Origin of the sequence: uncultured Solobacterium sp., from assembly GCF_963550625.1 — a bacterium.
Taxonomy (GTDB): domain Bacteria; phylum Bacillota_I; class Bacilli_A; order Erysipelotrichales; family Erysipelotrichaceae; genus Bulleidia.
This window is the reverse complement of sequence record NZ_CAUVCV010000002.1, coordinates 28,975-42,793: the sequence shown is the minus strand read 5'-3', so window position 1 is coordinate 42,793 and position 13,819 is coordinate 28,975. Positions and strand designations below refer to the sequence as shown.

At 36.3% G+C, this 13,819-nt stretch carries 12 protein-coding genes; 10 read left to right on the top strand and 2 right to left on the bottom strand.

Annotated features, from left to right (window positions below):
• The first annotated feature begins 28 nt into the window (after positions 1 to 28).
• The 4 genes from thrS to RYK16_RS01755 all read left to right on the top strand — a co-directional run bounded on the left by thrS (position 29) and on the right by RYK16_RS01755 (position 4,902).
• Positions 29 to 1,804, top strand: a complete 1,776-nt coding sequence (gene thrS / locus RYK16_RS01770; RefSeq protein WP_314850369.1) for a threonine--tRNA ligase — start codon at positions 29 to 31, stop codon at positions 1,802 to 1,804.
• A gap of 184 nt (positions 1,805 to 1,988) precedes the next feature.
• On the top strand, positions 1,989 to 3,476 hold the full coding sequence (locus RYK16_RS01765; protein WP_314850368.1) for a PTS transporter subunit EIIC: 1,488 nt from the start codon (positions 1,989 to 1,991) through the stop codon (positions 3,474 to 3,476).
• A complete protein-coding gene (locus tag RYK16_RS01760; RefSeq protein WP_314850366.1) occupies positions 3,476 to 4,330 on the top strand; it encodes a hypothetical protein in 855 nt (284 codons plus the stop codon). Before RYK16_RS01765 ends, RYK16_RS01760 begins: the two co-directional genes overlap by 1 nt.
• Before the next feature lie 71 nt (positions 4,331 to 4,401).
• Positions 4,402 to 4,902, top strand: a complete 501-nt coding sequence (locus tag RYK16_RS01755; RefSeq protein ID WP_314850365.1) for a glucose PTS transporter subunit IIA — start codon at positions 4,402 to 4,404, stop codon at positions 4,900 to 4,902.
• A gap of 41 nt (positions 4,903 to 4,943) precedes the next feature.
• Here RYK16_RS01755 and RYK16_RS01750 read toward each other — a convergent pair whose 3' ends face one another.
• A complete protein-coding gene (locus tag RYK16_RS01750) occupies positions 4,944 to 6,629 on the bottom strand; it encodes a proline--tRNA ligase (protein WP_314850364.1) in 1,686 nt (561 codons plus the stop codon).
• Positions 6,630 to 6,893: 264 nt separating this feature from the next.
• Between RYK16_RS01750 and RYK16_RS01745 the strand changes: the two genes are divergently transcribed.
• Complete coding sequence (locus tag RYK16_RS01745) at positions 6,894 to 8,402, top strand: IMP dehydrogenase (protein ID WP_314850363.1); 1,509 nt, start codon at positions 6,894 to 6,896, stop codon at positions 8,400 to 8,402.
• Between the two features lie 58 nt (positions 8,403 to 8,460).
• Here the strand turns inward: RYK16_RS01745 and RYK16_RS01740 are convergent, their stop codons facing one another.
• On the bottom strand, positions 8,461 to 9,036 hold the full coding sequence (locus RYK16_RS01740) for a DUF5662 family protein (RefSeq protein ID WP_314850362.1): 576 nt from the start codon (positions 9,034 to 9,036) through the stop codon (positions 8,461 to 8,463).
• 93 nt (positions 9,037 to 9,129) lie between these two features.
• On the opposite strand from RYK16_RS01740, the gene RYK16_RS01735 reads away from it, so the two are divergent.
• The 5 genes from RYK16_RS01735 to dxs are packed head-to-tail and all read left to right on the top strand — an operon-like array spanning position 9,130 to position 13,813.
• Positions 9,130 to 9,510 carry a transcription antitermination protein NusB gene (locus RYK16_RS01735; RefSeq protein WP_314850361.1) on the top strand — a complete coding sequence of 127 codons (381 nt, stop codon included), beginning with the start codon at positions 9,130 to 9,132 and terminating at the stop codon, positions 9,508 to 9,510.
• A complete protein-coding gene (gene xseA, locus RYK16_RS01730) occupies positions 9,507 to 10,916 on the top strand; it encodes an exodeoxyribonuclease VII large subunit (protein WP_314850359.1) in 1,410 nt (469 codons plus the stop codon). Before RYK16_RS01735 ends, xseA begins: the two co-directional genes overlap by 4 nt.
• A complete protein-coding gene (gene xseB / locus RYK16_RS01725) occupies positions 10,900 to 11,115 on the top strand; it encodes an exodeoxyribonuclease VII small subunit (protein WP_294207471.1) in 216 nt (71 codons plus the stop codon). The genes xseA and xseB overlap by 17 nt, the downstream gene beginning before the upstream one ends.
• Positions 11,105 to 11,941, top strand: a complete 837-nt coding sequence (locus RYK16_RS01720) for a farnesyl diphosphate synthase (protein ID WP_314850357.1) — start codon at positions 11,105 to 11,107, stop codon at positions 11,939 to 11,941. Before xseB ends, RYK16_RS01720 begins: the two co-directional genes overlap by 11 nt.
• Before the next feature lie 12 nt (positions 11,942 to 11,953).
• A complete protein-coding gene (gene dxs / locus RYK16_RS01715) occupies positions 11,954 to 13,813 on the top strand; it encodes a 1-deoxy-D-xylulose-5-phosphate synthase (RefSeq protein WP_314850356.1) in 1,860 nt (619 codons plus the stop codon).
• Positions 13,814 to 13,819 lie beyond the last annotated feature (6 nt).

Here is a 13,819-nt window from a genome sequence, read left to right as displayed (position 1 = left end):
TTTGTTTGCCCCATACGAGGAGGAGATTATGAGAAATTTTAAAGAAGATGCTGCATTAAATACGCTAAATCATAGTTGTGCGCATTTAATGGCCCAGGCTGTAAAACATCTATATCCACAGGCAAAGTTCTGGGTAGGTCCAGTTGTTGAAGAGGGATTCTACTATGACATTGATTTAGGTGATGATGTTATTCGTGATGAAGATCTTGCAAAGATTGAAAAAGAGATGAAGAAGTGTGCAAAGGCAGACAAGCGTATTGTTCGTCAAGAAATTACACGTGAAGAAGCCTTGGAGCAGTTCAAGAATGACGAATATAAGATTGATTTAATTAGTCGTATGCCTGAAGGCACAAACATCTCTATGTATACACAGGGTGACTTTACTGACTTATGTCGTGGTCCTCATACAGATACAACAAAGAACTGTCGTTATTTCAAGTTGATCAAGCATTCTGGAGCATATTGGAAGGGTGATAAGAACAACAAGGTATTACAGCGTATCTATGGTGTTTGTTTACCTACACAAGAGGATTTAGATTCTCACTTAGCAGATCTTGAAGATGCAAAACAAAGAGATCACCGTAAGCTTGGTAAGGATATGCAGATCTTCATGTTCTCAGAAATCGTTGGTGGTGGCTTACCACTTTGGTTACCAAATGGTATGACAGTCAGACGTTTATTATCTGATTACATCATGGATAAGGAAATTGCTAGAGGTTACCAGCATGTGTTAACACCATCCGTTGCTAGTACAAAGCTATACAAGATTTCAGGACATTTAGCACACTACAAGGATGATATGTTCCCAATTATGGAACGTGATGACGATGAATTTGTATTACGTCCAATGAACTGTCCTGAACATATGATTATCTATAAGTCACAATTACATTCCTACCGTGATTTACCAATTCGTATTGCTGAAATTGCAAATGACTTCCGTTTTGAAGCATCAGGAGCATTAACTGGTATTGAACGTTCCCGTGCGTTTACACAGAACGACTCTCATATCTTCTGCACAGAAGAACAGATTGCTTCTGAAATTAAAGCAGTAACGGAGTTAATCTTGGATGTATATAAGGACTTCAACTTAAATCAGTTTGAATTCCGTCTTTCTTTACGTGATAAGGAAAATACAGAGAAGTACTTCGGTAATGATGAACTTTGGGAAAGAAGTGAATCTGAATTACGTGAAGTTTTAAAGGAAATGAATGTTCCATATTATGAAGCAGAAGGTGAAGCTGCCTTCTATGGTCCTAAGATTGACGTACAGGTACGCTCTGCTTTAGGTCATGATGTAACATTATCTACAATTCAGTTAGACTATCAGTTACCAGAGCGCTTTGAATTAGAGTATGTTGCAAATGGTGGTGAAAAGAAGAGACCAGTTGTTATTCACCGTGCGATTCTTGGATCAATTGATCGTTTTATCGCATTCTTACTAGAGGAAACAAAGGGTATCTTACCATTATGGTTGGCACCTCGTCAGGCAGTTGTAATTCCAGTATCTCCTGAAGCGCATGGTGAATATGCGAAGAAAGTAGTTGAAGAATTACGTAAGATTGGTGTACGTACAGAATTAGATGATCGTAATGAGAAGTTAGGTTACCGAATTCGTGAAGCACAAACAAATAAACTTCCTCTTGAAGTTGTAGTAGGTGATGGCGAAATCGAAAATAACGGTATTACTTTGCGTCGTTATGGTTCTCGTCAAGAAACTAAGATGTCTCTTGCGGATTTCTTAACAGCAATCAAAGCCGAAATTGATGAAAAGCGCTTAGCACCTGAAGTTCAAAAAGCTTAATGTTATAAAAGGGATAGAGTCTATCTATTCCTTTTATCTTTGCCAAAACATGAAAAAAAATTTCATCAATTCCATAATTACGTAAAATTTTGTGAAATTGTGTTAAAATGCATGTAATAACGAAAGCGATTTCAGAGATGAAATCCACCTGAATTACTTCAGGTAACTCAGAAAGGGAATAGACATGGAAAACTACAAGAAAATAGCTGAAGAAGTTGTTGAAGCTGTCGGCGGTAAGTCCAATATTCAGGAAAACTCTACATGCATGACAAGACTTCACTTAACTTTAGCTGACAAGTCTAAAGTCGACTTGGAACGCGTTAAGAAGATTGATGGCGTCATGGGAACTGTTGATGGCGAAGAACTTCAAATAGTTTTTGGACCTGGTAAGGTTACAAAGATTGGTGCAGAAGTTTCTGCAATTACAGGTATCTCCGCTGATGAACGTAAGGAAGTTCACAATGAAGATTTAGGTGATATCAATTTAAAGGAACGTGCTAAGGAAAACAAAGCTGCTCAGCAGGCTAAGCACAATGGACCAGTACAAGTATTCTTAAAGCATTTCGCAAATATTTTCTTACCTGCATTACCAGGTATTGCTGGTGCTGGTTTAATCTATGGTATCTTAAACGTATTGAAGTTATTCTTCAGAGTTCCAGGTATCGCTGCTGTACAACTTGATCCAGCTATCGCTCAGTCTTGGTGGTATTTAACACTTAATACAGCTGGTTGGACATTATTTGCTTACTTACCAATCTATATTGGTATGAACGCTGCTAAGGAATACAAGGGTTCCCCAATCCTTGGTGGTATGATGGGCGCAATGTTCGTAGGTAACGCTGCTATGCCTTTATTAATGAAGGTTGGCGATCCTGCTGCAGGTATTAACTTACCAATTACAGGTGCTCCATTTGATGCGGCTGCTGGTGGTATCTTAGCTGCTGTATTTGCTGGTATCGTAATTGCTCACGTTGAACGTTGGTTAAGAAGTTGGGTTCCAGATACATTAGACATGATCTTGACTCCACTATGCTCATTATTAATTACAGCATTCTTAGCAATCTTCATCTTACAGCCAGTTGGTGCTGTATTAACAAAGGCTATCTTTGCTTTAGCTGATGTATTATTAAATAAGTTAGGCTTCATCGGTGCGTATGCATTATCTGCGTTACAGTTACCATTAGTATCTGTTGGTTTACACCGTGCATTCACTCCAATTCATACAATTATGAATGATCCAAATGGTGCTACTCATGGTGTTAACTACTTATTACCAATCTTACAGGTTGCTGGTGCAGGACAGGTTGGTGCTGTTATCGCATTATTTGTAAGAGCGAAGAAGAATCACAAGAAGCTATCTGAGGCTATCCTCGCTTCTGTACCTGCAGGTATCTTAGGTATTGGTGAACCATTGATGTATGGTGTTACATTACCTTTAGGTAAGCCATTCTTAACAGCCTCATTAGGTGCTGGTTTCGGTGGTATTATGATTTCCTTATTCCACGTAGGTTCAGTTGCACAGGGTGTATCTGGTATCTTAGGATTCTTGATTGTTAATGAAGGTGGCGCTTTAGGTTACTTAGTTGGTTATGTAACTGCTATCGTAGCTGCATTCATCATTACATACTTCTTTGGATGGAACGAAGAGAAAGTGACTGAATTATTCGGTTAATGTTTGACTTTCATCTTCATACAACAAAGTCAGACGGGGTATTAAGCGTTGAAGAGATGCTTGATACCCTTCATTTATCTTCCATCCAACCCTTTAGTATTACAGATCATAATCATGCACTAGCGTATGAGTGTTTTGATTACCATAAGTATCCATGTATTCCTGGTACAGAGATTGCTACTAGCTATAAAGGCGAGATTATCGAACTATTAGGTTTTGGTATCGATCCAACTGCGATTAATGCATGGTATAGAGACTTTTATAGCAAAGAAAATTTACAACGTATCGAGGAAACACTATTTAAGAGAATCAAAGCATGTGCTAAGAAACAAAATTATATCTTCGATGAATCGCTTCCATTAGAATGTTTTGAAAAGGGTAGTTCAAAGAAAATTATGTATCAAGAATTATCTAAGAATAATTTGGAGTTTGTTAAGAGTTATCCAACATATAAGATATTTTTTAGAAAAGGCTTATCTAATCCAGAAAGTCCATTCTTTATTCACGAAGCTGATACATATCTTTCCTTTGATGAAACAATCAATTTGATTCACCATGCTGGTGGAAAAGTATTTTTGGCCCATATCTTTGAATATGATACCTTTAGAAAAAACGGCTACATCGAAGAAGTGAAGGATAAATTAGATGGTATTGAGTGTTTTCACCCAAGTATTCCAATGCGTGAATCCGTTAAATTATTTAAGTATTGTGAAGAAAACCATTTATACGTAAGTGGAGGTAGTGATTTCCATAAACCAGAAAGACACATACCATTCGGCGTTCATCTTGATCGTTCATTCTTGTTGAGTTCTAGCTTTGATTGGATACCAGAACATTTACGTAAATTATTGTAGTTTTGAATGTCATTGACACTAGGAAGAAAACTATACTACTATAATGAAGTCAATGATAGGAGTAGAAAATTATGTTTAATTTTTTCAAGAAAAAAGAAGACTTACAGAATCATATCGTTGTAAATGATGATGCGATTGTCGCAATTGCGGATGGTCAGTTAATTGATGTAACAACTGTTCCAGACCCAGTCTTTGCAGAAAAGATGATGGGTGATAGTGTTGCTTTCACATATGAAGGAGATAAAGTTGTGTTATGCTCTCCAGCAAATGGTGAATTATCTGTTTTATTCCCTACAGGACATGCATTTGGTATTACAACTAAGCATGGTGTTGAGTTACTTGTTCACTGTGGTGTCAATACAGTAGAAGCGAATGGTGATGGCTTTACTGTATTATCAAAAAAGCAGGGTGATAGTGTAAAGGCTGGAGATCCTATCGTAGAGGTAGATTTGAAGAAGTTACGTGCAAAATATAATATGAGTACGATGCTTGTAGTAACAAACGCTAATACACAAAGCATTGAATTTATCGAACCTACATCTGTGAAGCTAGGTCAATCTATTATTAAGTAAAGAAAAGTTCTATACATTCATACGTATAGAACTTTTTATATTTATAGTAACTCTTTAAGTTTATCGATAACTTCTGTAACAGTAACTTCGATAGAGTCACCTGTGCGAGATTTTAATTCCACTTTACCTTCAGTTACACCACGACCAACAGTAATTCTAAATGGAACACCGATTAATTCCATATCCTTAAACTTAACACCAGGACGTTCATCACGGTTATCAAGTACTACTTCAATACCTTGTGCTTGTAATACGTCATGTAGTTCATTACCGATACGTACTTGTTCTTCATCCTTCATAGAGATAATTACTACAGCTACTTGGAATGGTGCTAAATCCTTTGGCCAGTTAATACCATTTTCATCCGCATTTTGTTCTGCAAGGGCAGCCATAGCACGAGCAGGGCCAATACCATAAGAACCCATCCATACATACTGTAACTGATTATTTTGATCAAGATACTGTAGGTCTAATGCCTTAGAGTACTTTGTACCAAGTTTGAATGTGTTACCAACTTCAATACCATGTGCGAAATGTACAACACCTTCACCATTAGGATTCTTGTCTCCTTCTTGGATATTTCTTAAATCACCATGTCCTGTAAGAGTGAAATCCTTTTGGTTTACACCTGTATAGTGGTAACCTGTTTTATTTGCGCCAACTACAAAGTTATACATGTATAACACTTCTTCATCAGCGTAAAGAGGGCATTGAATATTTACAGGGCCAGCAAACCCAATTTCAGCGTTTGTCGCTGCCATAACCATTGCAGGGTCAGCAAGTTCTACTGAGTTGGCTTCTAGTAACTTACGTAGCTTTGTTTCATTCACGTCACGGTCACCACGTACCATAACTGCTACTGCTTTACCATCAACGTTATAGATTAAAGTTTTAACAAACTTCTTTACGTCTTTCTTTAAGAATTCAGTTACTTCTTCAATTGTGCGTGAATGAGGAGTTTCTACTAAAGTAAGTTCGTCTAGTGTATCTTCTTTTTCAGCAATCTCAGGTACGCATGGGGCAACTTCAATATTACTAGCAAAACTATCATCATCACTTAATACAAGAATATCTTCACCAAGTGGGGTAATTGCCTGGAATTCTTCTGACAATAAACCACCCATGACACCTGTATCAGCACGAACAATACGATAGTCTAAGTGAAGGCGATTCATGATGTTCTTATATGCATTGAATTGTTTAGCATAGGATTCATCTAATCCAGCTTCATCTTTATCGAATGTGTAGGAATCCTTCATTGTAAATTCACGTACACGAATCAAACCATAACGAGGGCGTGGTTCATCACGGAATTTTGTCTGAATCTGGTAGAGTGAAAATGGCATATCCTTGTAAGAGCGTATTTGCATCTTAGCAGCCATCGCAAATAACTCCTCGTGTGTTGGACCTAATACATAAGGAACACCTTTACGATCTTTTAGTGAGAACATACCTTTACCAAAACCCGCACGTCTTCCAGAGGATACATAAACCTCCTCAGGGATTAATGATGGCATGGATAACTCTTGGCAATCAATCTTTTCCATCTCATCACGGATAATTGCGTAAATCTTTGATAATACACGATTACCCATTGGTAACATCATATACACACCAGCTGAACTCTTCTTAATCATGCCGGCCCGTACAAGTAAATTTGAACTTACTGAATCTTCATCTTTCGCATTTTCGCGAATTGTAAAGAAATAACTATTTTTTAATCGCATAATATACCTCTTATAACCTTTAAGATTATATCATAATTGGTTTTAAATAGAATATTATCTAAAATGGACATCACAATAAATTCTGTAATAACATATATCCATTTTAGATAACTATTTTTGTGAAATAAAATACATACAAAATGCTTGCATCGTCATATTTCATGCATATTTGTAAGATTTTTTAGAATATTTGTTCGGAATTATTTACATAACTTTATTAATTGATATAATTAGTAAAATTATAAAAAAGGAGGAATTACGTTAATGGCATACTACTATGATGAACCTTCACATACTTTTAGTGAATATTTACTCGTTCCAGGATTTACAGGACCTGAAAATATTCCTGCCAATGTTTCATTAAAAACACCACTTGTTCGCTATAAAAAGGGTGAAGAACCAGCGATTTCTTTAAATATTCCTATGATCAGTGCTGTCATGCAGTCTGTATCTGGAGATCGCTTAGGTATCGCTCTTGCGAAGGAAGGTGGAATGGCATTTATATTCGGTTCACAGCCAATCGAAAGTCAAGCAGCGATGGTTGCACGTGTTAAGAATCATAAAGCTGGTTTTGTTGTCAGTGATTCAAATGTTAAACCAGATGCTACGTTTACAGAAGTATACGCTTTAATTGAAGAGACAGGACATTCTACAATTGCAGTTACAGAAGATGGAACACCAAATGGTAAGTTAATGGGTCTTCTAACTTCCCGTGACTATCGTATTTCCCGCATGACTGGTAATGAGCTTGTTAAGGATTATATGACTCCACGTGAACATTTAATTGTTGGTGGACCTAATACAACATTATCATCTGCAAATGATCTTATTTGGGATAACAAGTTAAATACACTTCCTGTTGTGGATGAAAATGATCATTTACAATATCTCGTATTCCGTAAGGATTATGATTCACATAAGGAACATCCATATGAACTATTAGATAATGAAAAACGTTTATTAGTAGGTGCTGGTATTAACTCCCGTGATTACGCTGAACGTATTCCTGCATTAGTAGCTGCTGGCGTAGACTGTGTCGTTATTGACTCCTCTGAAGGTTACTCTATCTGGCAAGCAGAAACAATCAAGTGGATTCGTCAAAATTATGGCGATAAGCTTAAGGTTGGTGCTGGTAACGTTGTTGATGCGGAAGGTTTCCGTTACTTAGCAGATGCTGGTGCTGATTTCATTAAGATTGGTATCGGTGGTGGTTCTATCTGTATCACTCGTGAAACAAAGGGTATTGGTCGTGGTCAGGCTACTGCAGTAATTGATGTAGCGAACGCTCGTGATGAATACTTTGCAGAAACAGGTGTATATGTACCTATCTGTTCTGATGGTGGTATCGTATATGACTATCACATTACATTAGCTTTAGCAATGGGTGCTGACTTTGTTATGTTAGGACGTTACTTCTCCAGATTTGAAGAAGCTCCAGGCGAAAAGTTAGTTGTGAATGGTAATACTGTGAAGGAATACTGGGGTGAAGGCTCTGCACGTGCTCGTAACTGGGCTCGCTATGACTTAGGTCAAGGTAAGAAATTATCCTTTGAAGAAGGAGTAGATTCTTATGTACCATATGCAGGTTCCTTAAAGGATAACGTTGCATTAACAGTATTAAAGATTAAGTCTACAATGTGTAACTGTGGTGCATTATCAATTCCTGAATTGCAAGATAAGGCTAAGCTAACGCTTGTATCTGCTACTTCTATCGTAGAAGGTGGAGCACACGACGTTCAAGTTAAGCATAACGATAATACATATAACAAGTAGTATGCAAAAGGCTCTTATGAGCCTTTTTGTTTATAAAAAACCTATAGAAATCTATAGGTTAGAATACTTCATATAAATCTTTCTTTTGTTGTAGAAAATCTTTGATTCGTTTAAATGTAGAATCTTCTCCATACTTCTCCATATAGCGTAGAATACGTTCAAATAAATTAGCAGTTTGGGGATGAAGATTTTGTTCATCATGACTATTCAAATAATAATTTAAAGCGGAGGATTGTGTATACTGTTCTTTTTGGTACACTTTACAAGCTGCGATACGATCACAAACACTTTCTACAACATAGTTCTGTGGCATTTTGATTGCTTGCCATTTACCATCAATCTTATCCCACCAATATTCCCAATGATGCTTGTTACAACCTTTATGATGTAACCATCCTAGAGAATAGCCATGTAATTCTTTTTCCTTTGTATAAGGAGAACGATATCCTTGGTAATAATGAATGCTAGGTAATAGTTCCGCGAAGGAATACTTTGATAAATCATGTGTTAAACCTTGCTTGTATAAACCACATTGAAAACAAAACTTACGTACAAGACTACGATGTTCATGGATTGTTTTTAGATGTTGAAATGTTTTTTGAAGGAATGATGGATTATTGTTATTTTTACTCATGTGAATATTTTATTCCATGCAATGAAAACAGGCAAGATTATGCCCAAAATAGAGTTTAACATGGTAAAATATTTGATAGGAGATTATAGAAAAATGAATCGTCATGACCAAAGAGAAAATGCAATGATTACGGTATATCAATACCTCATTGTTCAACGAGATATTCACGCATTGATTAACGATGTTTTTAAAGTTGATGAAAGTGAAATCGATCCATATTTTATTGATGTAATTAAGACATCTATTGCCAACAAAGAACGTTATGCAAAGTATATTGACTCAGTCTTAAAGAAAGGCTGGTCTTATGAGCGTTTGGGTTTAATTGAGAAAGCAATCTTATTAAACGGATGTGCTGAATTTGATTTAAAGAAAACGGAGTCTGCTGTTATTATTGACCAATCTGTTCAGTTAGCAAAACGTTATTGTGATTCTGACACATATAAGTTAGTAAACAGCGTATTAGATGTAATATGAGTAGACGTGTTGTACCTGTCAGTACACTTGTAAATTATTTGAAGAAAGTGATGGATGAAAATCCAGTATTACATGGTGTAATGATTGAAGGTGAGATTTCTAATATACGTATGCCATACAGTGGACACTGGTATTTTTCATTAAAAGATGATCATGCGACTTTAAAGTGTGTCATGTTTTCTTCTGCAAATCAAAAATTGGGATTTAAACCTGAAAATGGAGATAAAGTTGTACTGAAAGGCGATGTTAGTGTCTATGTAGTTGACGGTAGTGTGCAGATGATTGCTACCAACATGGAACGTAGTGGTATTGGCCAACTATATCAACAATTTGAATTGTTAAAGAAGAAATTAAGTGACGAAGGTCTATTTGATGCAAGTTATAAAAAACCGTTACCTGCATATCCAATGGATATCGCTCTTGTGACCGGTAATAATACTGCAGCTAGAGAAGATGCGCTCATCACATTAAAAAAGCGCTGGCCAATTGCGAAACTTACTGAATATCCTGCACCTGTACAGGGGATGGATGCTGCACCAAAAATTATTGCTGCTTTACAAGCTGCTGATGCAGGAAATCATCAAGTTATCATGTTGGTTCGTGGTGGAGGATCGATTGAAGATTTATGGTGCTTTAATGATGAAATGCTTGCTAGATATATCTTTCAAATGAAGACACCAATCGTGACTGGTATTGGTCATGAGATAGACTTTACATTAGTAGACTTTGTTTCGGATTATCGTGCAAATACACCAACAGGAGCGGTTGAAGCTGCTGTTCCTGATATGCAAGAGGTACTGGCAACGTTACAGAATAGTAGAAGTCGTTTAATGAATGCAATGCGTAACACATTCATGCATGCAAAGAAGCGATTTGTATATAATGCAAGCCAACCAGTACTTACTAAACCAGAACGTTTATATCGAGATTATATTACGCGTCTAGATTATCTAGCTGAAAAGCTCATGCGATTTGAAGAATTACCGGCTGATAAACGATATGAACTAAACGAAAAGTTTCATCGCTTCTCCCAATTAATACGTGAGCGTTCAGCAACATTACATGAAACGATTCAAGAAGGTAAACAGAGATTGTTGATGTACGCAAAACAATCTGTACAAGCAAATAAGAATCAACTTGTTCAATATCAATCACAAATGGAACATGCATTAAGTGTTACTGTGGATGAAAGAAGAACAAGATTAGAAAAGAATATGTCATTATTAAATGCATATTCACCACTATTAGTATTAAATCGTGGCTATAGTGTTACTTATAAAAATAACAAAGTCATCAATTCTACTGATGTTTTAGAAATTGGTGATGAAATCAATGTACGTTTGCTAGATGGTACAGTCGGTGCTATCGTTCAAACAAAGGAGGACAGTCATGCCAACAAAGGATAAATCATTTGAAGAATCTATGAATCGTTTAGAAGAGATTATTAACGATCTTGAAGAGAATGAAAAACCTTTAGATGAAACAATTACGCTATTTGAAGAAGGGCTTCAATTAGTAAAAGCATGTGATACAAAGTTAAAGAAGTTTGAATCACAAATCAATGATGTCATTCGTAAAAATGGAGATAATGAAGATGCAAATTGAGTTACTTCTGGAAAACTATATTAATACGCTTCCGGATAGTACTACGAAATCTGCTATGCTTTATTCTTTGACTGCTGGAGGAAAGAGAATCCGTCCATTACTTCTTTATATCGTATTAAAGGGATATGGTATAGATCCGGCGATTGGTAATCCTTTTGCTTGTGCATTAGAGATGATTCATACATATTCACTTATTCATGATGATTTACCAGCGATGGATAATGATGATTTACGTAGAGGCTTACCAACTTGTCATAGGCAATTTAATGAAGCTACTGCAATCCTAGCAGGGGATGGCTTATTAACATACGCTTTTGAGGTTGCTGCAAGTTCAACAGAATCTAGTGATACTGTTGTGAAATGTATTTCAATTCTATCTAAGATGGCTGGGGCAAGTGGTATGGTGTATGGACAACAGCTTGATTTAGAAGCTGAGAATCAAGAGATTGATTGGGATATGCTTCAAAGAATTCATGAACACAAGACAGGATGTTTATTAACAGCACCTTTATTAATGGCTTCTACACTTGCAAACCATGAAGAAGACATTCCTGCATGGAAGAAGATAGGATTTTCACTTGGTCTAGCTTTTCAAGTTCAAGATGATATTTTAGATATTGAATTAACTGCGAAGGAATTTGGTAAGTCAAATTCTGATCAGAAGAATCATAAGGGGACTAGTGTTTCGATTTTAGGAATTGAACGCGCTAAAGAAATGATGAACAAGTTATACCAATCTGCAATTGATGAAATCAAATCTTTAAAAAGATTTGATTCTGCAGAATTATTGGAATATGTTAATCAAATTCAAAGACGTCGTAAGTAGGAGATATTTTCTATGGAATTAAATGAAATTCGTGACCCCGCATTTCTTAAGTCATTAAATAACAATCAACTAAAGGACTTAGCTGAGCAAATCCGTACTTTTTTGATTTATTCATTATCAAAGACAGGTGGTCATTTAGCTAGTAATCTTGGGATTGTTGAGTTAACAATTGCCTTACATTATGTCTTTGATTCACCAAAAGACAAGATATTATTTGATGTAGGTCATCAATCATACGTTCATAAAATTTTAACCGGTCGTGCTGATCGCTTTTCAACGTTACGTCAATATAAGGGGCTATCAGGTTTCCAGAAGCGTAGCGAGAGTGAACACGATGTATGGGAAGCAGGACATAGTTCTACTTCACTATCTGCTGCCTTAGGTATGGCTGTTGCACGGGATTTAAACAAAGAACATTATAGTATTATCCCAGTTATTGGCGATGGTGCTATCAGTAATGGTTTATCTTTAGAAGCATTGAACGAAATCGGTGTTGAGAAACGTAATATTATCATTATTTTTAATGACAATAATATGTCGATTTCTAAAAATGTAGGTGCGATGAATGCAGGCTTTTCAAAACTACGTACTTTAAAAGGATATAACACTTTTAAATCATCATTAAAGCGTTCTTTATCGGGTAATCCGATTGGTGATGCCTTGTATAAAGGTTTAAAAGTTGTCAAAGATTCCATGCGTGAAGCTGTAATTGATGGTGGTATTTTTGAAGAGTTCGGTTTAGATTACATGGGCCCAGTTGATGGCCATAATATTCATGATTTAATTCAAGTATTAGAAACAGCAAAACATCATGGTGGCCCAACGATTATTCATGTTATGACAAAAAAGGGGAAAGGCTATTCTCCTTGTGAAGAAGATAGTGAAGGACATTGGCATGGTGTAGGTCCTTTCAATATTGAAACAGGAAAACCATTACATGAAGTTCCATGCGGTTATACAGCATGGGGACCATTTATGAGCCAATGTGTCGCTGAGTTTGCACAAAAGGATAAAGATATTATTTCATTAACTCCAGCGATGATTAATGGTAGTGGTATGGGTGTCTTATTTGCAAAGTATCCAGATCGTAGTTTTGATACAGGGATTGCGGAAGAACATACAGCGACTTTTGCGGCTGGTTTAGCGATTTCAGGTAAGAAACCATACATGTGTATCTATAGTTCCTTCTTGCAACGTGCATATGATGAAATTAACCATGATATCTGTCGTATGGATTTACCGGTTGTTATTGGTGTAGATCATGCAGGTCTTGTTGGTGGAGATGGTGAAACACACCAAGGTACATTTGATATTGGTATTCTATCTGGACTTCCAAATATGATCATCTCTCATCCGAAAGATGCCCAAGAAGCTAAAGACCTATTGTATACAGCTTTTAATCAAAAACACCCATTCGCTGTGCGTTTCCCTAAAGGAGAAGTGAAGACAGCTGATGTATGCAAAGCAAATTTAATACCAGTAGGATCTTGGGAATTATTAAATGATTCTGTTGATAATAAAGTTGCCATTATCACTTATGGTGATATGGTAAATAAGTTATTCGATAAAATAATTTCTAATAACTTACCAGTAACAGTTGTAAACGCGCGTTATATCAAACCACTCGACTACGATATGATTCAGTCTCTTGTCAATCGTAAATTAAAACTATTTGTATATGAACAAGACTATAAGACAAATGGATTAGGCTCATTGATATTACAGTATTTAAATGAGTCAGAGATCTGTCTTTCAATCAAGATTTATGGATTGCCTGACAAGTTCATACCACAAGGTACAAGTGCACAGTTACGTAAGGAATATCATATTGATATGAATACCTTCTTGGCTGATGTACAACAATATTTGTAGGAGAAA

Excerpts from the sequence above, each read along its gene's own strand:
- thrS (WP_314850369.1), top strand. The coding sequence starts at position 29 with ATGAGAAATTTTAAAGAAGATGCTGCATTAAATACGCTAAATCATAGT.
- RYK16_RS01765 (WP_314850368.1), top strand. The coding sequence starts at position 1,989 with ATGGAAAACTACAAGAAAATAGCTGAAGAAGTTGTTGAAGCTGTCGGC.
- RYK16_RS01760 (WP_314850366.1), top strand. The coding sequence starts at position 3,476 with ATGTTTGACTTTCATCTTCATACAACAAAGTCAGACGGGGTATTAAGC.
- RYK16_RS01755 (WP_314850365.1), top strand. The coding sequence starts at position 4,402 with ATGTTTAATTTTTTCAAGAAAAAAGAAGACTTACAGAATCATATCGTT.
- RYK16_RS01750 (WP_314850364.1), bottom strand. The coding sequence starts at position 6,629 with ATGCGATTAAAAAATAGTTATTTCTTTACAATTCGCGAAAATGCGAAA.
- RYK16_RS01745 (WP_314850363.1), top strand. The coding sequence starts at position 6,894 with ATGGCATACTACTATGATGAACCTTCACATACTTTTAGTGAATATTTA.
- RYK16_RS01740 (WP_314850362.1), bottom strand. The coding sequence starts at position 9,036 with ATGAGTAAAAATAACAATAATCCATCATTCCTTCAAAAAACATTTCAA.
- RYK16_RS01735 (WP_314850361.1), top strand. The coding sequence starts at position 9,130 with ATGAATCGTCATGACCAAAGAGAAAATGCAATGATTACGGTATATCAA.
- xseA (WP_314850359.1), top strand. The coding sequence starts at position 9,507 with ATGAGTAGACGTGTTGTACCTGTCAGTACACTTGTAAATTATTTGAAG.
- xseB (WP_294207471.1), top strand. The coding sequence starts at position 10,900 with ATGCCAACAAAGGATAAATCATTTGAAGAATCTATGAATCGTTTAGAA.
- RYK16_RS01720 (WP_314850357.1), top strand. The coding sequence starts at position 11,105 with ATGCAAATTGAGTTACTTCTGGAAAACTATATTAATACGCTTCCGGAT.
- dxs (WP_314850356.1), top strand. The coding sequence starts at position 11,954 with ATGGAATTAAATGAAATTCGTGACCCCGCATTTCTTAAGTCATTAAAT.